The organism is Streptomyces sp. DF42, from assembly GCF_058267695.1.
The window spans coordinates 5,255,800-5,279,061 of sequence record NZ_CM177859.1 but is presented as its reverse complement, the minus strand read 5'-3'; the positions used below and the strand labels follow the sequence as shown (position 1 = coordinate 5,279,061).

Genomic DNA, 23,262 nt, shown 5'->3' with positions numbered 1-23,262 from the left:
CGTTCAACGAGGAGCGTCTTCACGGACGGGGCGTGGAAGCCGTACGTCCGCAAGGGCGAGTCCCTCGTCCCCGTGCCGCTGCCCGATCCCGGCGGCGCGGAGGCCCTGCACCGGCAGGAGGGGGCCGGCCTCGGCTTCAGCGTCCCCGGCGGCTACTTCAACGGCCCTACGGCGAGGACCGCGTCGGCATCTACGGCGCCTCCCCCCGCTACACCTCGCAGATGCTGCGTGATGTCCGCTACACCGGCGTGATTCCCACGATCGGCAAGAACTGGCGGGCGCAGGCCGAGCGGGATGTCGCGTACTGGAAGGCAGGAGCGCTGGTGGTGGTGTCGCAGCCGCACGACGACGCCCTGCGCAAGGCCGTGACCGAACTGGTGGGCCGTGACGGGAAGTGGGTGCACGGTGTGTGGGTATGGGACCTGCACAAGGGCAGCTGACCTGTCCTGGAGGGGGTCACCCGAAGCCGTACCGACTACCCTGCCTTCTGCCCGGCCTTGACCACCCTGTCTGAGGAGCCCTCTTTGGCCTGTGACCTGTGGCTGGTACCGCTCGTCGACGTGTTGTGCCACACCCCCGACAATCCGTTCGCCGAGGAACTCGCGCAGTACAACAGCGTGCTGAACGCGGCCGGCCTTCCGCCGGTGCCCGTGTACCAGTACATGCCGGGTCTGTCCGGCGAGGTCGCCCCGGTGGCCGGCTTCGACTACGACGCGCTGCACTTCCTGCGCCGCGTGTATCTGCTCCAGGTGTGCGGTCTGCCGGTGACGCCGGTGGACGAACTGGGCGGCGACTACGAGCAGTTGCTGGAGATGTTCGAGTCGACGGCCCAGCAGTCGCATCTCGTCTGGCACTACGACCACGCGGGTGCGTACGTCCCGGTCGACTTCCCCCAGCCCCTGTCCAACGACGAACTCCTCGCGGGCGGCGGTCCGCTGGGCTCCGCGCAGGCCCTCCTGCGCGAACTCGAATACGTCGCCCCGGCGATCGGCATCGACCCGGCCAATCCGCCGGCGGCGCCGGAACCCCCGCGCGCCCCCACGGAGTTGGAGGAGCCGGCCGTCCCGGCGCCGTACGACCCGAGCCCCTTCGCCCGCGAACGCCACGTCTGGCTCGGGCTGCACGCGGCGGCGACGCGGAGTCTGGCGCAGGGGTCGATGATCGTCTTCAGCTGAAGGTCAGCGTCCGATCTGCGACAGGCCCTTCTGTACGTCCTCCATGTTCATCACCGGCGTGTAGGAGATCTTGGCGTCGAGGTTCAAGAAGAACGGCTCGCTGAAGGCCGGCATCTGGGAGCTTTCCTGCATGTCGAAGACGATGAAGGCGGTACGCCGGCCCTCGTCGGCGGTGAAGTAGGCCGCCTCGGGCTTCATGTGTTCCGCCGCCTCCTGGACCATCTTCGTCAGGGTGCCGTTCCTGATGGCCTCGTTCGCCTTCTCCGTGTCGAAGGACGCCTTGAGCAGCATGCGCATGGCACTCACCTTCCTCTGCATCCCGCGCTTGTCGCATCCACAGGTACACCCTCAGCGTATGCCCGAAATGACCGCCTCGTTCTGTCAGGGATCAGGGGTGAGGGGTGAGGGCTCAGGGGCAGAGGGCGAGATCCAGCTCGCGCAGCCGCTCCCGTTCCGCGATCACGTCGACCTCCGTGATCAGGCCGTCTCGAAGGTGAAGCGCAGGACCAGGCGCAGGCGGCCCGATTCCAGCATCGCCATGCCCACGTGTCCGTCGACCAGGACGACGTCCGCGAACCGCGCACGGCCCATGGAGGCCATCGCGCCCCTTCGCGACCGGCTGGGCGCCGGAGATGCGGACGGGTTCCGGGGTCGGCACGACCGCACGGTCGGCGCGGAGCACCACGTCCGGGTGGAGGAGGGCGACCAGGGCGTCGAAGTCGCCGCCGCGCGTCGCGGCCACGTAGGCGTCCACGGCCCGGCGCCTGCGCGCCGGATCGGCCTCGGGACGCGGGGCGCCGCGCACCCGGCGGCGGGCACGGCCGGCCAACTGCCGTACCGCCGCCGGGTTCCGCTCGACCATGGGTGCGATCTCGTCGAAGGGCACGCCGAACATGTCGTGCGGCACGAACGCGAGCCGCTCCGCGGGCGACAGGGTGTCGAGCACGACGAGCAGCGCCACACCCACCGAGTCGGCCAGCGGGCCTCCTCCTCCGGATCGGCCACCGCCCCCGCGCGCCCGGCCTCCCCCGCCTGCCCCGCCTCCAACGGCTCCTCGCGCCGGTGCTCGCGCGTGCGCAGCATGTTCAGGCACACACGCGCGACCACCGTCGTCAGCCGGCCCGCCGGGTTCTCGACCTCACCCGTGTCGGCCCGGCTGCCGCGCGAGCAGGCGTCCTGGAGGGCGTCGTCGGCCTCGGTGAGCGAGCCGAGCATGCGGTGGGCCATGGCCCTCAGCCGGGAACGCTGCTCCTCGAAGACCTGCTCGATCACCGGGGCCGCCTAGAACACGGGCGTACCGCCCTGCGTCAGCTTCCAGTTGACCGCCGCGAAGTCCTTCGGGTCCAGGGCGCCCTTGGCGGTGACGTAGTCGATCATCAGCTGGCGGATCTCGTTGGTGGAGCTGTAGGCGATGTCGGCCGACGCGATGTGCGGGTAGCCGGAGCCGCCGTTCGCCCGGTAGTTGTTGACCGCCACGACGAAGACCTGGTCGTCGGCGACGGCCGCGCCCTTGTACGTCAGGTTCTTGATCCGCGAACCCTCCGCCTGCGCGATGTCGATGTCGTACGAGACGCCGGCCGCCGTGTCGTACATGTAGTCCCAGAAGCTGTTGGCGTTCGTCACCGTCGCGGTGTCGACCTTCGTGCCGACCGGCACCTGGTGGTAGTACTTCGCCGCGAACTCCAGGTAGTCCTTGAGCTGGGCGCCGGTGAGCTTCTTGCCGTACAGGGTGTTGTCGTAGATGTAGAGGCCGGCGATGTCCTTGATCGTGACGTTGCCCGCCGGGATGTCGGCGGTCCGGCTGAAGGGCGCGGCGACGGAGAGCAGCGGCAGCGCGGCATCGCTCGCCGACAGGCCCGCCTTCACCGTGTCCATCTGGACCTGGTGGATGAAGTCCATGATCGGCACGTCCTTCCAGCAGGCCTCCGCCCCCGAGAGGTCCTGGGTGCAGGTGCCGACGGTCGTGTTGACGTACTTCACGACCAGCTCGTGGTCGGCCTGGAGGAGCTTCTTGATCTCCGGGTCCTCGTCCACGGTGTTCGGGTTGAGGGTCTGGGCCGTCTTCTTCGTCACCTTCCACTGCCCGTGGTGCAGTTCGAGCTCGAAGTCGAAGACGCTGAGCCGGTAGCCCCAGCAGTACGGCTCGGAGAGCAGGACGTCCGCGCCGGTCTCCTCGTTCTTCACCGTGTACGAGGGCACCTCGACGTGCGTGTGGCCGACCAGGATCGCGTCGATGCCGGGCACCTGCTCGGCGACGAGGTTGGAGGCGTTCTCCACGTACGGGAGCGCGTCACCGTACGAGGTCGATCCGTCGAGCCCGGAGTGGTCCGTCAGGAAGACGACGTCACAGCCGAGCGCGCGCAGCCTCGGCACGTACTTCTTCGCCTGCTCGACCAGGCCGGGGAACACCATCTTGCCGGCGACGTTGTCCTTGTCCCACAGCGCGATCCCGGGGTTGGTGAGTCCGAGGATGCCGACCTTGATGTCGGGCGCGCCCGGCACGCAGATCCGCTTCACGGTGTACGGAGCGAAGGCGGGGCGCAGGGTCTTGGCGTCCAGCGCGTTCGCGCCCAGCAGCGGGAAGTGACACTGCTGCTCGAACTTCCGCAGCACCTCGATGCCGTAGTTGAACTCGTGGTTGCCGAGCGCGGCGGCGTCGTAGCGCATGTGGTTCATGGCGACGGCCATGGGGTGCCGCGGCCCCTTCTTGCCGTCCTTGCCCGTGATCGGGTCGACGCGGGCGAAGTAGTAGGCGAGCGAGGTGCCCTGGATGATGTCGCCGGCGTCGACGAGCAGGACGTGCTCCTCGCCCTTGGCCGCGCGCTGCTGCTTGATGAGGGTGGCCACGCGCGCGACGCCGACGGAGTTGCCGGCCTTGTCGCTGTAGGCCTTGTCCAGGTAGTAGTCCCAGTCGAAGACGTGGCTGTGCAGGTCGGTGGTGCCCAGGATGGAGAACGACCAGGTCTTCGGGCACTTCTCGGGCTTCCGCTCGTTGGCCTCGGCACTGCCGGTGCCGACCGCTCCCGCCGCGGCGACGGCGGCACCGGTGACGGCCGACTTCTTCACGAACTCCCGGCGGTTCAGGGGACTGACGGGCATACGGGACTCCTGGTGCTGGAGACGAATGAGAGGGACGGGTCGGCGGCTACCCGCGTAGATAGTTGCGCCCCATCACTTCCGCACGGAACCAGGAGCAAGCCATGGGCCGGTCAAGGAAGTCCATGACCGGCCCAATACCCGCAGAACAAATGGGATTTACAGGAACGAGTTGATCTCGATCGTCTCGTCCCGGCCCGGGCCCACGCCGATCGCGGAGATCGGGGCGCCCGACATCTCCTCCAGCGCCTTCACGTAGTCCTGGGCGTTCTTCGGCAGGTCGGAGAAGGACTTCGCCCCGGTGATGTCCTCGGACCAGCCCGGCAGGTTCTCGTAGACCGGCTTCGCGTGGTGGAAGTCCGACTGCGAGTACGGGAGTTCCTCGACGCGCCTGCCGTCGATCTCGTACGCCACGCAGACCGGGATCTGCTCCCAGCCGGTGAGGACGTCGAGCTTGGTGAGGAAGAAGTCCGTCAGGCCGTTGACCCGGGTCGCGTACCGGGCGATCACGGCGTCGAACCAGCCGCAGCGCCGGTCCCGGCCCGTCGTCACACCCCGCTCGCCGCCGATACGGCGCAGCGCGTCGCCGTCCGCGTCGAACAGCTCGGTCGGGAAGGGGCCCGAGCCGACCCGGGTCGTGTAGGCCTTGAGGATGCCGATGACCCGGCTGATCTTCGTCGGGCCGACACCGGCGCCGGTGCAGGCACCGCCCGCGGTGGGGTTCGACGACGTCACGAACGGATACGTGCCGTGGTCGATGTCCAGGAGCGTTCCCTGGCCGCCCTCGAACAGCACCACCTTGTCGTCCTCCAGGGCCTGGTTGAGGACCAGGACCGTGTCGGCGACGTACGGCGCGAGCCGGTCGGCGTAGGTCAGCAGCTCCTCGACCACCTGCTCGATCGCGATCGCGCGCCGGTTGTAGAGCTTGGTGAGGACCTGGTTCTTGATGTCGAGGGCCGCCTCGACCTTCTGGGTGAGGATCGACTCGTCGTAGAGGTCCTGGACCCGGATGCCGACGCGGTTGATCTTGTCCGCGTAGGTCGGGCCGATTCCGCGGCCCGTGGTCCCGATCTTCCGCTTCCCGAGGAAGCGTTCCGTCACCTTGTCCACCGTCACGTTGTAGGGCGTGATGATGTGAGCGTTACCGCTGATCAGGAGCTTGGACGTGTCGACGCCACGCTCGTTCAGCCCGTTCAGCTCGGAGAACAGGACCGACGGGTCGACGACGACACCGTTGCCGATGACCGGGGTGCACCCCGGGGACAGGATTCCGGAAGGGAGCAGGTGGAGGGCGTACTTCTGATCGCCCACGACTACCGTGTGGCCGGCGTTGTTGCCGCCCTGGTAGCGCACCACATAGTCAACGGATCCGCCTAGCAGGTCCGTCGCCTTTCCCTTGCCTTCGTCACCCCACTGAGCACCGAGCAGCACAAGTGCGGGCACGCGCGTACACCCCTTCCGGGCGGGGCATGTCCAAGGTCAGGGGCGTACGCGTAAGGTTCACCGCCGCGTGCACCGCGACCGTCGTTGGCCGCAAACCGTCGGACCGGATGCCCCGGAATAGACGAAGCCCCTGGCGCAATAGCGCAAGGGGCTCTTGCACAAAGATGCTACCCGAGGAAGCGAGGCAGGACCGAGGTGGTGACTTCCGCGACTTCCGATCAGCTCCTGGTGGTCATCGATCCGGTCGCCCGGCGAACGGACGGGGAGTCGGTACGCATTGCAAAAGACGTGCTCAGCGCGGGTGCGCAGGCGAAGGTGTGCCTGCCGGACGGGCCGGAGGAGTTCGCCCGGGCGCTGGCCCGGCGGGGCTCGCGCCGGCCGGTGGTGGTCGGCGACGACCGCGCGCTGGTGCGTGCGGTCTCCCTCCTGCACCGGCAGCGGGAGCTGACCGGATGTGCGCTGTCGATGGTGCCGGTGGGCGGCGCGCTGTCGGTGGCGCGGTCGCTGGGGGTGCCCATAGGGGCGGTCGCGGCGGCGCGGGCCGTGCTCGAAGGGGTGGAGCGGCGACTGGACCTGCTGGTGGACGACAGCGACGGGGTGGTGCTCGGCGCGCTGCGGATTCCCCCGCTGACGCCGCAGGCGCAGGTGCAGACGCAGACGCAGACGCCGTCACTGGAGGCGGGGCACCCGTGGCTGCGCACGGCCCAGTCCCTCGTACGCACCCTGGTGCCCGCCCGCGAGACCACGGTCCCCGGGCCCCGGCCCGCCCGGCTGCGGGTGGAGGTCGACGGGGTCACGCTGGTGGACCTGGACCAGCCGGTGGAGGCGGTGTCGGTGACGCCCGGGGAGGCGGGGGTCGCGGAGATCGAGGTGCGGCCGCTGTCGGTGGGCGCGGAGGCTTCGCCGGTATTCGCTCAGGGGCGGACGGTGAGCGTGTCCGGGGCGGACTTCCGGTACCGGGCGGACGCGGGGGTGTGGGGACCTGTGCGGAGGCGGACGTGGACGGTCTGGGAGGGGGCCTGGGGGCTGACGGTGCCTTCAGCGTGAGGCGGGCGCCTCGAAGCCGCCGATGTCGAGGGTGCAGTCGAACGGCGCGGGCATCGGGAGCTTCTCGCCGAACGGCCTCGTGCAGTGTGACTCGTAGCCCTTGGCCGAGGGCGTCCAGAACACGGTGGCCTGCTCTTCCTGCATGTCGAGGAGGAGGTACACGGGGACACCTGCCCTGCCGTAGACACGGACCTGGTCCGTCAGATCGTCATCGCGGGTGGAAGTGCAGGTCGGCTCAGCGACGAACGAGAGGGCTTCAGTCATGATGCGCCCTCCCCATGATGCAGACCAGCCGCCACTCAGAGCATCTGGGCGATCACACTGTCATGATCGCTTTCATCCTTCAGCCCCACCCCGGTCCGCCCCAACTCCCGCCCCCTCCCCATCAACCCCGCCAACTTCCCTGCCGCCGCCTCGTACGACTGCCCCAACGGCGGCCGGATGTTGGACAGGCAGTTCCTGTCGGCGTCCGTCGTCACCCCCGGCACCGGCCGGTACGTCAGATACGCCCCCAGCGAGTCCGCCGCCGACATGCCGGGCCGCTCGCCCACGAGTACGACCACCATCGCCGCCCCCATCGCGTGCGCGACGTCGTCACCGAGGGCCACGCGGGCCTGTTCGGCGAGGATGACGGGCGCGATGCGCCAGTCCGGGAGCCGCACCGCCGTCTCCCGCACCATCGCCGCCGCATGCTCGTGCACCGCCCGGCTGGACAGCCCGTCGGCGACGACGAAGACGACGTCCCAGTCACCGGCGGGGAGGTGGGCGCGGTCCGTGGGGTCCAGGCGGCGGCCCAGGTCGGGGCGCTGGAGGTAGGTGAGCCGGTCACCGGCCCCGCTGCGGACCCGTACCGTCGGCATGCCCGCCAGCCCCGCCGCGACCACGCCCGGCTCGAACGGCGAGTGCACCGCGTCCCGGGCCGCCGCGTGCGCCGACTGGAGTTCCAGGCGGTGCCGGGTGGGGAGCGCGGAGCCCACGCGGCCGAGGCCGATACGGGCCTGGGTGTGCCGGCGCAGCGCGGCCCACAGCGCCAGGTCCGCGGTAGAAAACGCGAGTTGATCGTTCGTCATGCTGCAAGCTCCCGCCCGATCGCCGTCAGGGGGTGCGCCCCCGACACGTCCCTGATCGCTCCTCGCTCGTCCAGCAGCCCGATCGTCTCCAGCCACGTCTCGAACTCCGGGGCCGGGCGCAGGCCCAGCACCTCCCGCAGGTACAACGCGTCGTGGTACGAGGCCGATTGGTAGTTGAGCATGATGTCGTCGCCGCCCGGGGTGCAGATCACGAAGGACGCGCCCGCGACGCCGAGCATGGTCAGCATGGTCGCGATGTCGTCGTCATCGGCGTCGGCGTGGTTCGTGTAGCAGATGTCGAGGCCCATGGGCAGGCCGAGCAGCTTGCCGCAGAAGTGGTCCTCGAGGGCGGCTCGCAGTATCTGCCGGCCGTCGTAGAGATACTCCGGGCCGATGAAGCCGACGACCGTGTTCACCAGCAGGGGATCGTAGCGCCGGGCGACCGCGTACGCCCGTGCCTCGACCGTCTGCTGGTCCACACCGTGGTGCGCGTCGGCCGAGAGGGCACTGCCCTGGCCGGTCTCGAAGTACATGACGTTCTGGCCCACCGTGCCCCGGTCCAGCGCCAGCGCCGCCTCGTAGGCCTCGTCCAGCAGTCCCAGCGTCACCCCGAAGGAGGCGTTGGCCGCCTGGGTGCCCGCGATGGACTGGAAGACGAGGTCGACGGGCGCGCCGCGCTCCATCAGGCCCACGCTCGTCGTGACATGGCACAGGACGCAGGACTGGGTGGGGATCGAGTACCGAGTGATCACGCCGTCCAGCAGTTCCAGCAGGTCGCGAACCGCCTTCGGGCTGTCCGTCGCCGGGTTGATGCCGATCACCGCGTCGCCGGAGCCCAGCAGCAGGCCGTCCAGGAGGGCGGCCGCGACTCCCGCCGGGTCGTCCGTCGGGTGATTGGGCTGGAGGCGGGTGGCCAGCCGGCCCGGCAGCCCGATCGTCGAGCGGAACGCCGTCACCACCCGCACCTTGCGGGCGACGGCCACCAGGTCCGCGTTCCCCATCAGCTTGGACACGGCGGACACCATCTCCGGGGTGAGCCCGGGCGCCAGCGCGCCCAGCGTCCTCGCGTCCGCCTCGGCCGACAGCAGCCACTCCCGGAAACCGCCGACCGTCAGCCCGGCCACCGGCGCGAACGCGGCCGCGTCATGCGTGTGGACGATCAGCCGGGTCACGTCGTCGGTCTCGTACGGGATCACCGGCTCGGTCAGGAAGGTCGCGAGGGGCACCTCCGCCAGGGCCCAGCGCGCAGCCACCCGCTCCTGGGCGCTGTCCGCCGCCAGCCCGGCCAGCCGGTCCCCGGAGCGTTCGGGGCTCGCGGCGGCCAGCAGGCGCGCGAGGGAGTCGAAACGGAAGCGGTGGCCACCGACGGTGGAGGAGTACGAGCTCATGGCGGCGACCGTACGAGCCTCATGTTGCCATTGAATTTCTAAAGGTCTGGTTGACAAACATTTAACGCGCCGACACCCTTGAGCGACTCATTCGGGCTACAGAGTTCCGGTCCAGTGCAACCAGCGACCAGCAGGAGAGGGGCCAACCCGATGGCAGTGGAAGAGGGCGTCGCCGCTGAGGCGAAGACCGATGGCGACGGGACGGTTCACCGGCTCAAGCCCAACGCCATCGGCCTGCTCGGCGTGGTGTTCATGGCCGTCGCGACCGCCGCCCCGATCACCGCGATGACCGGGAACGTACCCTTCATGGTGTCGTCCGGAAACGGCATCGGCGCCCCCGCGAGCTATCTCGTCGCAATGGTCGTCCTGGCAATCTTTTCCGTCGGATTCACGTCGATGGCGAAGCACATCACCTCCACCGGCGCCTTCTACGGCTTCATCTCCTACGGTCTCGGCCGCACCGCCGGCCTCGCCTCCGGCCTCCTCGCCACGTTTGCCTACGCCGTCTTCGAGCCGGCCCTCATCGGCATCTTCTCGACGTTCGCCACGACCACCCTCCACGACCAGACGGGCGTCCACGTCCCCTGGTGGGCCTTCGCGGCCCTGATGCTCGTCGTCAACGCGACCGGCACCTGGTTCGGCGTCTCGGTCGCCGAGAAGCTCCTCGTCGTCCTCCTGGCGACGGAGGTCACCGTGCTCGCCGCGATGGCGGTCTCGGTCGCCCTGCACGGCGGCGGCCCGCACGGCTTCACCTTCGGCCCGGTCAACCCGGTCAACGCCTTCAAGGGGACGTCCGCGGGCCTCGGTCTCTTCTTCGCCTTCTGGTCGTGGGTCGGCTTCGAGTCGACGGCGATGTACGGCGAGGAGTCCCGCGACCCGAAGAAGATCATCCCCAAGGCGACGATGATCTCGGTCCTCGGCGTCGGCGTCTTCTACGTCTTCGTCTCCTGGATGGCCATCATCGGCAACGGCGAGACGGAGGCCGTGAAGGCGGCCTCGTCGGCGAACCCCCTCGCCATGTTCTTCAACCCGACCGAGCACTACGTCGGCCACTGGGCGGTCGACGTCATGCAGTGGCTGATGATCACCGGCTCGCTCGCCTGCGGCATGGCCTTCCACAACTGCGCCGCCCGCTACATGTACGCGCTGGGCCGCGAGGGCGTCCTGCCGTCGCTGAAGAACACGGTCGGCCGCACCCACGCCCGGCACGGCTCCCCGCACCTCGCGGGCCTGGTCCAGACGGTCGTCTCCGCCGTGCTGATCGGCGCGTTCTGGGCCGCGGGCAAGGACCCGTACAACGCGCTCTACGTGCTGCTGGCCATCCTCGGCACGATGGCGATCCTCATCGTGCAGGCGGTGTGCTCGTTCGCGGTGCTGGTCTACTTCCGCACCCACCACCCCGAGAGCCGGCACTGGTTCAGGACCTTCACCGCTCCGCTCGTCGGCGGCATCGCGATGCTCGCGGTGGTCGTCCTGCTGGTGTCCAACATGGGGGTCGCGGCGGGCGCCGAGTCCGGCTCGCTGGTGCTGAAGGCGACGCCCTGGCTGGTCGCCCTGGTCGCGGCGACGGGCGTCGGCTACGCCCAGTACCTGAAACGGCGCGCCCCCGAGCGGTACGCGCTGCTGGGGCGGACGGTGCTGGAGGAGACGAAGGAGCGGTAGGTGCGGGTGCGGTGACGCGGGAGCGGTAGGCGCAAGCGCTGCGAGGTAGGAGCCGTAGAGGATACGGGGGAGCCGTAAGGGCTCCGACGTTCCGGTGGTGCCGTACGGGCAGGGCTTCGTACCCTGCGAAGCATGGTCGCTGGTTTATCGTCCGCCGGCTCACGGCGGCGCGTCACCCGGTACGTCAAGGCAGTTGCCCTCTTGGGGAGCGCCGGTCTTCTCGGAGCCGGGTCCGCGACGGCGGCCCCGGCTCCGCGCTCAGCGGTGCCCCGGCGCCGCACCGGCTCAGCCGAGGTTGATCGTTCCGTGGAAGTCCCGGTTTATGACGACCGGACCGTGCGAGGTGCCGGAGAACTCGACGTGCACATCACCCGCGCCGGTCTGCTCGCCCCGCGCCGCCTCGGTCTCCTGCCACCACACCTGCAACTGCTGCGCGAACTCGCGATCCCGCTCGGCTCGCACCGCCAGCGCATGCGCCAACGCCCGGGCACGCTCGACGCTCTCCGGCTGCTCGTCCAGGGCCGCCAACTCCCGCCGCCCGCCGGTCGCTTCGTCCCCGTCCTCCTCCGAGCTCCGGGTCACCAGGCCGCGCAGCGACTGCCACGCCTGCTGACCCGCCGCACTCGCCGTACTGCCCGCGAACGCCATGAGCAGTCCCACCGCGATCGTTTCCACGAACACCTCCGGGCTCGGATGTTGCCCCTCTCCCATTGACCGCCAGGAGAACGCCGGTGTCCATTCGTCGACGATTTCCTCACCACACCTCAACTTCCTTGCCACACAAGGCAGTTGACTCAGCCCGGCGGACCGCCGCACCATCTGAGGTCCACGTCAGGCCAGTCACGGCAGCACCGCACCACACCACCCCGCGCTGCCGGTGCTCCCGGCACACCACACCGGTGAGAGCTTCGGCCTGACCTGCCCGCACAACGGGAGACGTCGTATGCAGACCCTGTCCAAGGCCGTCTTACGCAGCCGCACCCCCGTACTCCTCGGCCTCGCCGCCCTCATGGGCCTGTTCTTCGCACCGCCCGCCTCCGCCCGGACGGCACCGGCGCCACCGCACTTCGCGAACGGCCACGGCATCAGCGTCGTGGGCCAGCCGAAATGGACGGACGACAACCACCGCACGTTCGTCCTCACCGTGAAGTCCGCCCAGGTCCCGGCCTACGGCGCGATGTCCGGCCAGGTTTCGGGCGAGCACGCCGTCATGGTCACCCTCCCCAGGGGATACGACGGCGCCGCGAGCACCCGCTACCCGGTGCTGTACGACCTGCACGGAGCCGGCGAGCTCCCGAACAGCACCCGGTACATGGGCATGGCCGAGGGGGCGACCAAGGACGTCCCGCTGATCACCGTCACGCCGAACGGCTCCGGCCGCGGCTGGTACACGAACTGGGTGAAGCCCGGCTCACGGGGCCCCCAGAACTGGGAGACCTTCCACCTCGACCAGGTGATCCCGTTCATCGACGCCAACCTGAGGACCGTCCCCACCCGGCAGGGCCGGGCGATCACCGGCCACTCGATGGGCGGCTTCGGCGCCTTCCACTACGCCGAGGACCGGCCCGAACTGTTCAGCTACGTGGGCAGTTTCTCCGGCGACCTCGACATGCGGGATCCGGTGATGCGCGCCGCCGTCACCGGCAGCGAGCTGCTGCCGGGCTTCGGCACCCCGATCGCCGCCCCCGACGCGGTCTTCGGGCCGCCGGTCTGGCCCCTTGACGGCGTGTGGAACAAGGTGAGTCCCGCCCAGCACGTCGCGAAGCTGCGCGGTATGGGCGTCGCGATGTACGCGGGCGACGGCGGCGCACTGACCCTCGACCCGAACGAGGACATCCAGGCTCTGAGCGAGAAGGCGGTCCGGCAGACGGCCTTGACGACCGCGGCCAACCTCGACGCGGCAGGTGTCCCGTACCGCTTCGCGGACTACGGCGACGGCAGTACCTGGGCCAAGGGCTGCACCGGCAGGCACGCCCAAGATGCCTGTCTGCAGGCCGACATGAACGACTTCGTGGGCCTGATCATGAAGCGGCTGCACCACCCGTGACGGGGCCGGGCGACGTGCACGGCGAGTTCTCGGGGGTCGCGCACGGCCCGGTCTTCGTGAGCCGGGACATTCGCGACACCACCATCAACATCACTCCTCCCCCGAGCTCCAGCACGACGATCGCCCTCGACGAGGCCGCGGCCGAACTCGCCCAGGCGCTGCGCGAGCAGTGGTGGAGGGAATCGGAACGGCAGCGGCTGTGGGCCCCGGACTCGCTGCCGGTCCGCTGGCGGACGATCCGTCGCTCACCGGACGACGAACAGCTGCCGCCGGATGGTGAGTTGCGGGGGATCGCGGATCTCCACAGCCGGGTGCCCACCGGACGTCTGGTCGTGCTGGGCCGGGCGGGATCGGGCAAGTCGGCCCTGGCCATACGGTTCGTGCTGGAGATGCTGGGGCCCCCAGATACCCGTGTCGCCGTCGTACCGGTGATCTTCGGCCTCGGCTCCTGGGACCCCGAGACGCCTCTACGGGACTGGCTGGCCGCACAGTTGAAGCGCGACCACCCCGGTCTGGCGGCGGAAGGCCCCGGCAACTCGACGCTGGCCGCGGCACTGGTCGGCCACGGCCGCATCCTGCCCGTCCTGGACGGCTTCGACGAGATCGCCGAGGGCCTGCGGCCGTCCGCCCTGGTCAAGCTCAGCGATACGGCCAGCTCCAAGATGCCACTGCTGCTGACCAGTCGCGACGACGGATACCCCACAACCGGTGGTGTGCTGTCCGCCGCGACGATCGAACTGGAGCAACTCTCCCTGGACGACCTGGAGACATACCTGCCGTACACCAGCGCGGACGCCAAGACGACCGAGTGGAACGAGGTCCTGCACCGCCTGCGTGACGACCCCGAAGGCCCGGCGGCCACGGCCCTGAGGACCCCCCTGATGGTCGCCCTCGCCCGCACCGTCTACAGCGACGTCCCCGACCACGACCCACGCGACCTGCTGGACGGCCCGTTCCCCACCGCCGAGGCCCTGGAGAACCACCTCCTCGACAGCTTCGTCCCGACCGTCTACCGCGACAAGCCCCCCGCCCAGCGCGAACGCGTCCAGGACTGGCTCACCCACCTCGCCCGCCACCTCGAACTGCTCGACACGACCGACCTCAAGTGGTGGCAGCTGGGCAGCACCCTGCGGCGGCCGGTGCGCATGGTCGTCGTCGGGCTGGTGACCGGGCTGGTCTTCGGGTGCATGGACGCGCTCGTGACGGAGTCCGTGGCCTGGCTCGCGTGGTCGTACGGTCCCGTGGACGGGCTCCTGATCGGACTCGCGAACGGGGCCGTCTTCGGCGTGGTGTCGGGCCTGGCCTTCGGCCTGGTTTACGGGCTCCTGGACGGGGGTGCGGCACGCGAACCGTCGCGCGTGAGCATGCGGATCCTCGGCAGGAGGACACGGTCTCGCAAGACGTATGTCCCGCGCCTGAAGGCCGGGTTCACGGGCGGGTTCGGATTCGGGTTCGTGTCCTGGCTCGTGAACGCGCTCGTGGGCGGGCTCCTGTTGGGGTCGACCCCCATGGAGCTGCTCCGGTACGGGCTGCTGAACGGCGTCATCGGCGGTCTCGTCAGCGGGCTGCTCCTGGGGTTCGCGTACGCGGGCGGAGCGGGTGAGCCGCCGGACGAGCCCCTGCGGTTCGCCGACGGCATGAGGGAGTTTCGTCAGCGGCTCGCGCCCCAGCTGGCGATCGGGCTCGCGGGCGGGTTCGGGGTCGGGTTCGCGTTCTGGTTCGTGGACACGCTCGCGTTCGGGCTCGCACTGGGAACCCCGGGCGGATTCACGACCCTGCTGATCAACTCACTCGAATTCGGACTCAGCAGCGGCGTCGAATACGGCCTCGTGGTCGGGCTCGTGTACGGACTGGTCGTCGCCCTCTCCGACCCCGTCCCCGTCAGCTCCGCGGTCAGCCCCTCCGACCTCCTGAGGACCGACCGCAGGACGGTGCTCCATCGATCGCTCGTGAGCACGCTGGTGTTCGGACTCGTGGGATGGCTCTTCTACGGCCTCAAGGGCCGATTCGTGGACTGGCTGGTGTTCACGACCATGGGCGGCCTCGGGCTCGGCCTCGCATTCGGCCTCGGCCTCACCGCCTGGGGCCACTGGGTGACCCTCGCCCGCATCTGGCTACCGCTGACCGGCCGGCTGCCCAGAAACCCGGGCGCCTTCCTGGAGGACGCCCACCGCAGAGGCGTCCTGCGCCAGGCAGGCGCCGTCTACCAGTTCCGCCACGCGCGGCTCCGCGACCGCATCACCAAGCCCTGACGCCACGACTGCTCACGCGCCGAACGTCTTCTCCCGGTGCACCCGCCACCGCTCCATCATGGCCGCGACCTCGCCCTGGACGAACTCGAAGAAGGCGAGCGTCTCGGCCATGCGGCGTCCGGCGGGCGTATCGGGGCCGAGGCTGGTCACACCGTCGCGCAGGGCGACCTCCCACCGCTTGATGACGGCCTCGCGGTTGGTCAGGGCCTCGTACCACTGGTCGCCGTGCACCCGGTAGCGCTCCCGGCGCGAGCCGGGCTCCCGCTCGCGCGAGACCATGTGCGTCTGGGACAGGTAGCGCACCGCCCCGGAGACGGCCGCGGGGCTGATCTGCAGCTGTTCGCCCAGCTCGACGGAGGTCATCGAGCCGGCGTCGGAGGAGAGCAGGGCGGCGAAGACCCGGGCGGGCATGCGCTGCATCCCGGCCTCGACGAGCTGGGCCGCGAAGGACTCGACGAACTTCGACACGGCCTCCGGGTCACGCCCACCACCAGCTGTTTCCGTCATGCCGTCATCCTATCCGGGCTTCATACGGTTCCTTAACTTCACAAATTTCTGAAAGAAGCGTACGTTCAGAATCATGACGAAGGCAAACCCCGCCATTGAGGTATCCGGACTCCACAAGTCGTTCGGCGGCACCCACGCCCTGGACGGCCTCGACCTATACGTCGACACCGGCGAGGTCCACGGCTTCCTCGGCCCGAACGGCGCCGGCAAGTCCACCACCATCCGCGTCCTGCTCGGCCTGCTGCGCGCCGACGCCGGCGCCGCGCAGGTGCTCGGCCGCGACCCGTGGCGGGACGCGGTGGAGGTGCACCGCCGGATCGCGTACGTCCCCGGAGACGTGACGCTCTGGAGGAACCTGTCGGGCGGTGAGGTCATCGACCTCTACGGCCGTCTGCGCGGAGGTCTGGACCCGGCCCGCCGTGCCGACCTGATCGAACGGTTCGAGCTGGACCCCACCAAGAAGGGCCGCACGTACTCCAAGGGCAACCGCCAGAAGGTCGCCCTGGTCGCGGCGTTCGCCTCGGACGTGGACCTGCTGATCCTGGACGAGCCGACCTCGGGCCTGGACCCGCTGATGGAGGAGGTCTTCCAGCGCTGCGTGGAGGAGGAGCGGGACCGGGGCAGGACCATTCTCCTGTCGTCGCACATCCTCAGCGAGGTCGAGGAGCTCTGCGACCGGGTGAGCATCATCCGCAAGGGCCGCACCGTGGAGAGCGGCTCGCTGGCCGAGCTGCGCCATCTGACCCGGACGAGCGTGACGGCCGAACTCGCGGGCGCGCCCAACGGGTTGGCGCACCTGCCCGGCGTCCACGACCTCGACGTACAGGGCCGTCGCGTCCGTCTCCAGGTCGACACCGACAAGCTGGACGCCGTGCTGCGCTCGCTGAGCGAGTCGGGCGTACGGTCGCTGACGTCGACGCCGCCGACCCTGGAGGAGCTGTTCCTGCGGCACTACCAGGGGGAACAGGACGAGGTGGCGGCCCGATGACCACGACGACGACACTCGCGATGCCGAGGTCGGGCAGCCGCCAACTGGCAGGCACCGCAACCCTGTTGCGCTTCGCCCTGCGCCGTGACCGCGTGATGGTCCCGGTCTGGGTCGGCGTGAACGCGCTCATGGTCCTCTCCATGCCGAACACGCTGGTGAACCTCTACGGCACCCCGGCCGAACGCGCCGACCTGATCCACCAGGTGGCGACCAACGCTTCCTTCCGCGCACTGATCGGCCCGGTCTTCGACACCTCGATCGGTGCACTGACGGCCTGGCGCGTCGGCGTGTACGCGGGTGCGCTCGCCGCCGCGATGAGCCTGATGGTCGTCGTACGGCACACCCGGGACGAGGAGGAGAGCGGCCGCCAGGAGCTGGTGGCGTCCGGGATGGTGGGCCGCCGGGCCTCGCTGACGGCGGCCCTGCTGGCGGCGGCGGTCGCAAACGCCGTACTGGCACTGCTGGTTGCGGGTGGCCTGGCCGGCCGGGGAGCCACCGGGGCGCTCGCCCTCGGTCTCGGGATCGCTGCGGTGGGCATGGTCTTCGCCACGATGGCGGCGATCGTCGCCCAGCTGACGGAGGGCGCGCGGCTGGCGCGGGGGCTGACGGCGGGGGTGCTGGGCGCGGCCTTCGTCCTCCGGGCGGCGGGTGACGCGGCGACGACCGACGGCTCGTCGGTGTGGACCTGGCTGTCCCCTCTCGGCTGGCTGGAGAACCTGCGCCCGTTCGCCGACGAACGCTGGTGGGTGCTGCTTCTGTTCGCGGCGGCGGTGCTGATCCAGGGCGCGGTGGCCTACGGGCTCGCGGGCCGCCGGGACATCGGCATGAGCTTCCTGCCGACCCGCCCCGGACCGGCGGTCGGCCGGCTGGGCACGGCGGGCGCGCTGGCCTGGCGGCTGCAGCGCGGCAGCGTGTACGGCTGGGGCATCGCCTTCTTCGTCGTCGGCGTCGTCTACGGCGGCCTGGCGGACGGCGTGGCCGGCCTGGTCGGCGACAACGAGAAGGCCCGCGAGATCTTCGAGCGGATGGGCGGCCGAAGCGGGATCACGGACGCGTTCCTGGCATCCATGGTCGGGATGATGGGCCTGATCGCCGCGCTGTACGTCGTCGGCTCGGTCCTGCGCCTGAACGGCGAGGAGACGTCGGGCCGGGCGGAGCCGGTCCTGGCGAACGCGGTGGGCCGCCTGCGCTGGGCCGCCGGCCACCTGGTGATCGCCTTCGGCGGCTCCGTCCTGCTCATGCTCGTCACGGGCCTCGGCTTCGCCGTCGGCTACGGCAGGGAGGTCGGGGCGATCCTCGGAGCGTGCCTGGTGCAGGTCGCCGGGGTCTGGGTGATCGGCGGGATCGCGGTGCTGCTGTACGGCGTGGCACCGCGGCTGGCGATGGCGGCCTGGGGAGTCGCGGGTGCGGTACTGCTGATCGGCTGGGTCGGCCCCGCGCTGGATGCTCCGCAGGCGGTGCTGGACGTGTCGCCGTTCGGCCGTCTGCCCAAGCTGCCCGGCGGGGCGATGGAGTGGGGCCCGGTACTGATCCTGCTGGGGCTGGCGGTGCTGTTGGTGGCGGCCGGGCTGGCGGGGTTGCGGCGGCGGGACATGTCGACGTGACGGGGTTCAGTCGACGTACTGCTTGAGGTGCTTGGTATCGAGTTCGATGCCGACGGGATCCGGGAGAGTGACTGTGCCCCCGAGCTTGACGATGCGGATGTCGCGGTAGCCGTCTTCCACGTCCGGGTTGCTGTGCACGAGGACCGAGTGATTGTCCCGGTCGATCAGCAAGTAGACAGGGATCCCCGCCCCGGCATAACCCTTGGGCTTGTCCACGCGGTCGCGGTTGTGGGTGTCGGAGTCGAACGAGGTGATCTCGACCACCATGAGCACTCCGTCGGGTTTGGCCCAGTCACCCTGCTTGACGAAATGGTCCACCGGCGCGAGCACACCGTCGGGCCGGGCACGGCCCTTGCGATACGCCTCGATCTCCAGGCCCTGGGTGGGATTGAGGTCCAGGTCGGGTCGGGCCTTCATGCAGTGGCGGATCAACCACATGATGGCCGCTCCGTGATTACCGTTCGTCACCTTCTTGAGCCCGATCCGTCCGTCGATGAACTCGAACCTGACGGTCTCGTCCTCGCGCTCGGCGAACTCAGCGATCCGCTCGAACACGTCCACCGACATCTGAGACGACGCGCGCTCTGCCATAACCGTCATGGTGCCTCCCTTCGCAGGCAGGCACCAGCTTGACGAGCCACCGGAGACGATCGACCGGAATCGCTCGGCGACCATCCGAACGGGTGATCACCCCACTTCCACGCTCAGCCCCTCCAACCCCCTGATCACGAAGTTCGGCTTGCGCTCCGGCTCGGCGGCCAGGGCGAGCGTCGGCGCCTTCTCCAGCAACGCCGTCATTGAGGCCGCCAGTTCGATACGGGCCAGCGGGGCGCCGATGCAGTAGTGGAGGCCGGCGCTGAAGGAGATGTGCGGGTTGTCCTGACGGGTGAGGTCGAGGCGCCCCGGGTTCCGGAACACCGCAGGGTCGTGATTCGCCGATCCGAAGAGCATCGCGACCTCCGCGCCCCGGGGGATCGTGGTCCCGTCGATCTCGATCTCGTCCAGCACCCAGCGCTCGAAGAGCTGGAGCGGGGTGTCGTAGCGCATCAGCTCCTCGACGGCGGACGGGACGAGGGAGCGGTCGGCGCGCAGGGCCGCGAGCTGGTCGGGGTGGCGGAAGAGGGCGTACCAGCCGTTGACGGTGGAGTTCACGGTGGCCTCGTGACCGGCGTTCAGGAGCAGCACGCAGGTCGAGATCATCTCCTGCTCGGTCAGCCGGTCCCCCTCGTCGTACGCGGCGATCAGCCCGGAGATGAGATCCTCGCCCGGCTCCTTGCGCCGCTCGGCGATCAGCTCCCGCAGGTACTGCGAGAACTCGACCGAGGCCCGCACCGCCTTCCGCGCCGTCTCCTGCGGCGGGTTCAGCTCGTACATCCCGCAGATGTCCGCCGACCAGGGCCGCAGCGGGGCTCTGTCCGACTCCGGGATACCCAGCATCTCGGCGATGACGGCGACGGGGAGCGGCTCGGCGACATCGCTGAGCAGATCCCCGCCGCCCTTCTCGACGAGCCCGTCCACGAGGTCCGCGGCGAGACCGGTGACATACGGCCGGAGCCGCTCGACCGTCCTCGGCGTGAACGCCTTCGACACCAGGCGCCGGATCCTGGTGTGGTCCGGGGGCTCCAGGTCGAGCATCCCGTGGTCGTTGAGGGTGTGGAACGGCTCGTGCTCCGCCGGAGGTGCGGTCCGTCCGAAGTCCTCGTGGCTGAAGCGGTGCAGATACGTCCGCCCCAGGCGCCGGTCCCTGAGCAGCGCCGAGACATCGGCATGGTGCGGCACGAGCCACTGGTCCGTGGGCTCGAAGTAATGCACACGGCCCTTGGCACGCAGCTCGGCGTAGGCGGGGTACGGGTCGGCGAGGAACGCCGGGTCCCAGGGGTCGAAGGCTGCCATGCAGGGACGCTAGCCCGGGTCCTCCCTGTCTGACCAGGGTGTCTGTCTACTCGACGGTCGGAGGCCGGTCGCGAACACCCACCGCAGCCGACCGTTCACGCACCCCGGTCACCCGGGGGTGTCGTGCGGAGAGGTCGCTGACGATCTGCCGGATCGCAGGGCGGTCGCGCACCTCCCCGGGGGAGACCCGCAGAGCGGACAGCAGTTCGTTCGCCGTCTGCTCCGGCTTGCCCCACTGCCACCACGCCCGCCCTGGATCGGTATAAGGAGGCGTCGACGCCGGTTCCTCGCGTACTGCTTTCCGTCTCGCTCGCGGAACCCGCACCATCCGGCAGTGCCGATACGTACCGGATTCGTCAGGGCCGCTTGCCGCCCTCCCCGGCACCTCCAGGGTCGGGCCGCCCTCAGCTTCGACCGCGCTGCTGCGACAGGACGGCGGTGGCGTCCCTTCACCGCCACTCGAAAAACTCGTACTTCATGGGGCACCCATGTCTTTCGTCAGGCGAGGCGGGCGGTTCGGGGTTCGTAGCGGTGATCCCGGCTTTGCGGAACGTCAGTTTCGTGGACGAAAGAAGCATTTGCTCTCCGGCGGTTTATCCACCGAACGGGAGAATGAGCTCACGCCCCGGCGAATGCGTGCAACCTTTCGGAGTGCATATTGCGTAGCCGGTCTCCTTGGAATATTCGAGGCGGTCTCAAATAATCTGTGCACGCAGAAGTTTGGATAACCGGTCCGGCCTGGTCGGCCCCGCAGGGTCGGCCGAAGTTCACAACGAATGGCAGACCTTCGACCGGGGTCGCAGTGTTGAAATGTCAGCTTTTGGTGGGTATCGCACTATGTCTCGACGGCGCCCTCCGGCATGGGATGGAATTGATTGCACCCATGGAGCGGGGTGGAAATCAACCCCCCACCTGTCATCGTGGATCTTTGCAGGCCGTGGCTCGTCCAGGTGCCTCGACCTGCGGCCCGGGGCGAACTCGCGTCCGTAGGGAAGATGCCCGACGTCTATCAGCTGCCCCCGAAGGAAACAATTGGGAGCGGCTGGAATCATCGGACGGTACTTTTCATGCCGCATGAAAGGAAAGATTGCGTGCCGATGCCGTCGCGCCATCACAACAGGATTTCTGCGCGCGTACCTTTGACCGCATACCGTCTCGCGGCAGCGCCCCTGGCGCCTGCGGCCGTACCGGTCGTCATGACGGGTCTCTTCGACTTCGTGAACCTGCCCGACACGGGCCCCTCCGGGAGGCCGGGCGATCACATGCTTTCACGGTTTCCCACCGCATCGACTCGACGGCCGACCAGGTCGTGGCCCGCAGATCCTCGTGGAGTCTCCAGACGCCGGACTCTTCCTGGCGCCTGCGGGCATCGAGGTGGCACGGCGGGACCCGGACGGTTCCTGCCCCGGCAGTGCCCAGCGGAAGCCGGAGCGGCGCGCTGCTCGCAGATCCAGTGGCCGCACGGCGCACCCACACCTGGGCGGGACGCGAACGGAGCGTTACCGGGCCCCTGTGATCACCCCCAGAGCCGCTCTCCAGGCGCACCCGCTCTCGCGTCACCTGTCCCTTGGGAGTCGGCCCGCCTCCATGCGAGTACCGCAGGACAACATACTTCAATGATCAAGTACTGTTCGCAGGCACGATGAGTTCAACCTGAGTGTCTGCCAACTGCCAATCCCCCCTCACCACTTCGGGAAGTCTTCACGTGTCCAGTTCCACAGGCCGTCACCGTAAGCCCAAGCCCGCCGGCGTGGCGGTACGCCGTGCCCTCGTGGTCGCCGCGAGCGCGCCGGTCGCCACCGCCATGCTCCTCGGCCAGGGCTCCGCCTTCGCCGCCGATCAGCCGACGGCCGCAACGGCCCCCGACCACGCCACCGACTCCGCGGACGAGCAGATCGCCAAGAACCTGGACACCCGCGTCCAGAACGCGGCCTTCACCAACTCGACGTTCAGCGGCCTCGTTATCGACGAGGCGAGCGGCAAGGCGGTGTGGAACCACGGCGCCGCCGGCGCGTTGATGCCGGCTTCCAACGCCAAGCTGGCCACCGCCACGGCCGCGCTGACCATCCTCGGCCCGAACCACCGCTTCACCACCAGGGCCCTCTACAACGATGGCGTAGTCACCCTCGTGGGCGGCGGCGACCGGCTGCTGAGCACCGCCGACCTGACCTCCATGGCCGCCGAGGTGGTCTCCCACCTGCAGTACGCCGGGGTGAAGTCGGTGCAGGTGCAGGTGGACGACAGCCTCTTCCCGGAGCCCGCCTTGGCCCAGGGCTGGGACCCGAGCTACTTCACCGATGTCATCCCGCCGGTGCGCGCCCTCTCGGTCGACGAGAACTTCAGCCAGGACACCTCGCTCGACGCGGGCCAGGTGTTCGCCAAGCAGCTCAGCGCCAAGGGCCTGACCGTCACCGGCAGCATCACTCGCGGCACGGTCCACCCCGGCGAGGCCCTCCCGATGGCCGTCCACCAGTCCCCGACGGTCGCTGACACCGTCCACCGGATGCTCAAGAAGAGCGACGCCCAGATCGCCGAGTCCCTGCTGCGGATGACCGCGCTGCACACCGGCCGCCCCGCCACCTTCGAAGCCGGCTCCGAGGTGGTCACCGAAGTGCTGCGGAACTACGGCATCTCGCTGGAGAACTTCAAGCTCTACGACGGCAGCGGTCTCTCCCGCGACGACCGGATCTCCGCCGAGACGGTCGCCCAGATCCTGGAGACCGACGCCGACCCCCGTTACCGCGCGATCCTGCAGCCCGTCATCGACGGCCTGCCGGTCGCGGGCGAGGTGGGCGCCACGCTCGACACCGCGCTGGATCGCTTCGACACACCGGAATCCAAGTGCGCCGTCGGCAAGGTGATGGCCAAGACCGGCACCCTGACCGGCGCGATAGCGCTGAGCGGGCTCACCCGGGGCTCCGACGGCCAGTGGAAGATCTTCTCCTTCATCGAGAACGGCTCCACCGCCAAGACGACCGACATCCGCCACGCACAAGACGGCCTCGCCGCGACCGTCAACGGCTGCTGGGCCTGACCAGGGACATCCGACGGGCGGGCCCGAAAGGCCCGCCCGTTCTCCGTATCCCGTCG

General features: G+C 69.5%; 17 protein-coding genes and 4 pseudogenes. 9 read left to right on the top strand and 12 right to left on the bottom strand.

Annotated features, from left to right (window positions below; translation table 11 throughout):
- Nucleotides 1-15: 15 nt before the first annotated feature.
- Together ACYUED_RS24180 and ACYUED_RS24175 are read left to right on the top strand one after the other, a co-directional pair.
- Nucleotides 16-440: pseudogene (locus tag ACYUED_RS24180) on the top strand (glycosyltransferase family 2 protein); the annotation flags it as partial.
- An 84-nt stretch (nucleotides 441-524) separates the two neighbouring features.
- Nucleotides 525-1,175 (top strand): putative DNA-mimic protein, encoded by a 651-nt coding sequence (locus ACYUED_RS24175; RefSeq protein ID WP_266592414.1) that lies wholly within the window; start codon nucleotides 525-527, stop codon nucleotides 1,173-1,175.
- Nucleotides 1,176-1,178: 3 nt separating this feature from the next.
- On the opposite strand, the gene ACYUED_RS24170 is transcribed toward ACYUED_RS24175, so the two are convergent.
- The 4 genes and pseudogenes from ACYUED_RS24170 to ACYUED_RS24155 all read right to left on the bottom strand — a co-directional run bounded on the left by ACYUED_RS24170 (nucleotide 1,179) and on the right by ACYUED_RS24155 (nucleotide 5,714).
- Nucleotides 1,179-1,472 carry a DUF3303 family protein gene (locus ACYUED_RS24170; RefSeq protein ID WP_491284927.1) on the bottom strand — a complete coding sequence of 98 codons (294 nt, stop codon included), beginning with the start codon at nucleotides 1,470-1,472 and terminating at the stop codon, nucleotides 1,179-1,181.
- 112 nt (nucleotides 1,473-1,584) lie between these two features.
- A pseudogene (locus ACYUED_RS24165) lies at nucleotides 1,585-2,402 on the bottom strand (sigma factor-like helix-turn-helix DNA-binding protein).
- A gap of 54 nt (nucleotides 2,403-2,456) precedes the next feature.
- Nucleotides 2,457-4,274 carry a bifunctional metallophosphatase/5'-nucleotidase gene (locus ACYUED_RS24160; RefSeq protein WP_491284926.1) on the bottom strand — a complete coding sequence of 606 codons (1,818 nt, stop codon included), beginning with the start codon at nucleotides 4,272-4,274 and terminating at the stop codon, nucleotides 2,457-2,459.
- Between the two features lie 156 nt (nucleotides 4,275-4,430).
- A complete protein-coding gene (locus ACYUED_RS24155; RefSeq protein WP_491284924.1) occupies nucleotides 4,431-5,714 on the bottom strand; it encodes an adenylosuccinate synthase in 1,284 nt (427 codons plus the stop codon).
- A 195-nt stretch (nucleotides 5,715-5,909) separates the two neighbouring features.
- Here ACYUED_RS24155 and ACYUED_RS24150 point away from each other — a divergent pair, with 195 nt between their 5' ends.
- The gene (locus ACYUED_RS24150) at nucleotides 5,910-6,761 is read left to right on the top strand and encodes a diacylglycerol kinase family protein (RefSeq protein ID WP_491284922.1); all 852 of its coding nucleotides are present in this window, start codon (nucleotides 5,910-5,912) and stop codon (nucleotides 6,759-6,761) included.
- On the opposite strand, the pseudogene ACYUED_RS24145 reads toward ACYUED_RS24150, so the two are convergent.
- From ACYUED_RS24145 to ACYUED_RS24135, 3 genes and pseudogenes are all read right to left on the bottom strand, one after another.
- Nucleotides 6,753-7,022: pseudogene (locus ACYUED_RS24145) on the bottom strand (Uma2 family endonuclease); the annotation flags it as partial. The gene ACYUED_RS24150 and the pseudogene ACYUED_RS24145 overlap by 9 nt on opposite strands.
- A 38-nt stretch (nucleotides 7,023-7,060) precedes the next feature.
- A complete protein-coding gene (eutC, locus tag ACYUED_RS24140; RefSeq protein ID WP_491284920.1) occupies nucleotides 7,061-7,831 on the bottom strand; it encodes an ethanolamine ammonia-lyase subunit EutC in 771 nt (256 codons plus the stop codon).
- Nucleotides 7,828-9,219: an ethanolamine ammonia-lyase subunit EutB gene (locus tag ACYUED_RS24135; RefSeq protein WP_491284918.1), complete on the bottom strand. Its 1,392-nt coding sequence runs from the start codon at nucleotides 9,217-9,219 to the stop codon at nucleotides 7,828-7,830. The genes eutC and ACYUED_RS24135 overlap by 4 nt, the downstream gene beginning before the upstream one ends.
- Before the next feature lie 150 nt (nucleotides 9,220-9,369).
- Between ACYUED_RS24135 and ACYUED_RS24130 the strand changes: the two genes are divergently transcribed.
- A complete protein-coding gene (locus tag ACYUED_RS24130; RefSeq protein ID WP_491284916.1) occupies nucleotides 9,370-10,881 on the top strand; it encodes an APC family permease in 1,512 nt (503 codons plus the stop codon).
- A gap of 285 nt (nucleotides 10,882-11,166) precedes the next feature.
- Here the strand turns inward: ACYUED_RS24130 and ACYUED_RS24125 are convergent, their stop codons facing one another.
- A complete protein-coding gene (locus ACYUED_RS24125) occupies nucleotides 11,167-11,556 on the bottom strand; it encodes a hypothetical protein (protein WP_491284914.1) in 390 nt (129 codons plus the stop codon).
- A 268-nt stretch (nucleotides 11,557-11,824) separates the two neighbouring features.
- On the opposite strand from ACYUED_RS24125, the gene ACYUED_RS24120 reads away from it, so the two are divergent.
- Nucleotides 11,825-12,928 carry an alpha/beta hydrolase gene (locus tag ACYUED_RS24120; RefSeq protein ID WP_491284912.1) on the top strand — a complete coding sequence of 368 codons (1,104 nt, stop codon included), beginning with the start codon at nucleotides 11,825-11,827 and terminating at the stop codon, nucleotides 12,926-12,928.
- Nucleotides 12,925-15,180, top strand: a complete 2,256-nt coding sequence (locus ACYUED_RS24115) for an NACHT domain-containing protein (RefSeq protein WP_491284910.1) — start codon at nucleotides 12,925-12,927, stop codon at nucleotides 15,178-15,180. The genes ACYUED_RS24120 and ACYUED_RS24115 overlap by 4 nt, the downstream gene beginning before the upstream one ends.
- Nucleotides 15,181-15,192: 12 nt before the next feature.
- Here ACYUED_RS24115 and ACYUED_RS24110 read toward each other — a convergent pair whose 3' ends face one another.
- Nucleotides 15,193-15,687 (bottom strand): GbsR/MarR family transcriptional regulator, encoded by a 495-nt coding sequence (locus ACYUED_RS24110; RefSeq protein WP_491284908.1) that lies wholly within the window; start codon nucleotides 15,685-15,687, stop codon nucleotides 15,193-15,195.
- Between the two features lie 73 nt (nucleotides 15,688-15,760).
- Here ACYUED_RS24110 and ACYUED_RS24105 point away from each other — a divergent pair, with 73 nt between their 5' ends.
- A complete protein-coding gene (locus ACYUED_RS24105; protein ID WP_491284906.1) occupies nucleotides 15,761-16,675 on the top strand; it encodes an ABC transporter ATP-binding protein in 915 nt (304 codons plus the stop codon).
- Entirely contained in the window at nucleotides 16,672-18,279 is a 1,608-nt protein-coding gene (locus tag ACYUED_RS24100; RefSeq protein ID WP_491284904.1) for an ABC transporter permease, read from the top strand. Before ACYUED_RS24105 ends, ACYUED_RS24100 begins: the two co-directional genes overlap by 4 nt.
- 6 nt (nucleotides 18,280-18,285) lie before the next feature.
- On the opposite strand, the gene ACYUED_RS24095 is transcribed toward ACYUED_RS24100, so the two are convergent.
- The 3 genes and pseudogenes from ACYUED_RS24095 to ACYUED_RS24085 form a co-directional block, all read right to left on the bottom strand.
- On the bottom strand, nucleotides 18,286-18,879 hold the full coding sequence (locus ACYUED_RS24095; protein WP_491294400.1) for a Uma2 family endonuclease: 594 nt from the start codon (nucleotides 18,877-18,879) through the stop codon (nucleotides 18,286-18,288).
- Between the two features lie 87 nt (nucleotides 18,880-18,966).
- Nucleotides 18,967-20,172, bottom strand: a complete 1,206-nt coding sequence (locus ACYUED_RS24090; RefSeq protein WP_491284902.1) for a cytochrome P450 — start codon at nucleotides 20,170-20,172, stop codon at nucleotides 18,967-18,969.
- A gap of 46 nt (nucleotides 20,173-20,218) precedes the next feature.
- Nucleotides 20,219-20,437: pseudogene (locus ACYUED_RS24085) on the bottom strand (transcriptional regulator); the annotation flags it as partial.
- A 1,440-nt stretch (nucleotides 20,438-21,877) separates the two neighbouring features.
- Here ACYUED_RS24085 and dacB point away from each other — a divergent pair.
- A complete protein-coding gene (gene dacB, locus ACYUED_RS24080) occupies nucleotides 21,878-23,206 on the top strand; it encodes a D-alanyl-D-alanine carboxypeptidase/D-alanyl-D-alanine endopeptidase (protein WP_491284900.1) in 1,329 nt (442 codons plus the stop codon).
- Nucleotides 23,207-23,262: the final 56 nt, after the last annotated feature.

What these genes read in the sequence shown, in the direction of transcription:
- ACYUED_RS24170 (WP_491284927.1), bottom strand. Translation starts at nt 1,472, where the DNA reads ATGCGCATGCTGCTCAAGGCGTCCTTCGACACGGAGAAGGCGAACGAG.
- ACYUED_RS24160 (WP_491284926.1), bottom strand. Translation starts at nt 4,274, where the DNA reads ATGCCCGTCAGTCCCCTGAACCGCCGGGAGTTCGTGAAGAAGTCGGCC.
- eutC (WP_491284920.1), bottom strand. Translation starts at nt 7,831, where the DNA reads ATGACGAACGATCAACTCGCGTTTTCTACCGCGGACCTGGCGCTGTGG.
- ACYUED_RS24135 (WP_491284918.1), bottom strand. Translation starts at nt 9,219, where the DNA reads ATGAGCTCGTACTCCTCCACCGTCGGTGGCCACCGCTTCCGTTTCGAC.
- ACYUED_RS24130 (WP_491284916.1), top strand. Translation starts at nt 9,370, where the DNA reads ATGGCAGTGGAAGAGGGCGTCGCCGCTGAGGCGAAGACCGATGGCGAC.
- ACYUED_RS24120 (WP_491284912.1), top strand. Translation starts at nt 11,825, where the DNA reads ATGCAGACCCTGTCCAAGGCCGTCTTACGCAGCCGCACCCCCGTACTC.
- ACYUED_RS24110 (WP_491284908.1), bottom strand. Translation starts at nt 15,687, where the DNA reads ATGACGGAAACAGCTGGTGGTGGGCGTGACCCGGAGGCCGTGTCGAAG.
- ACYUED_RS24105 (WP_491284906.1), top strand. Translation starts at nt 15,761, where the DNA reads ATGACGAAGGCAAACCCCGCCATTGAGGTATCCGGACTCCACAAGTCG.
- ACYUED_RS24100 (WP_491284904.1), top strand. Translation starts at nt 16,672, where the DNA reads ATGACCACGACGACGACACTCGCGATGCCGAGGTCGGGCAGCCGCCAA.
- ACYUED_RS24095 (WP_491294400.1), bottom strand. Translation starts at nt 18,879, where the DNA reads ATGACGGTTATGGCAGAGCGCGCGTCGTCTCAGATGTCGGTGGACGTG.
- ACYUED_RS24090 (WP_491284902.1), bottom strand. Translation starts at nt 20,172, where the DNA reads ATGGCAGCCTTCGACCCCTGGGACCCGGCGTTCCTCGCCGACCCGTAC.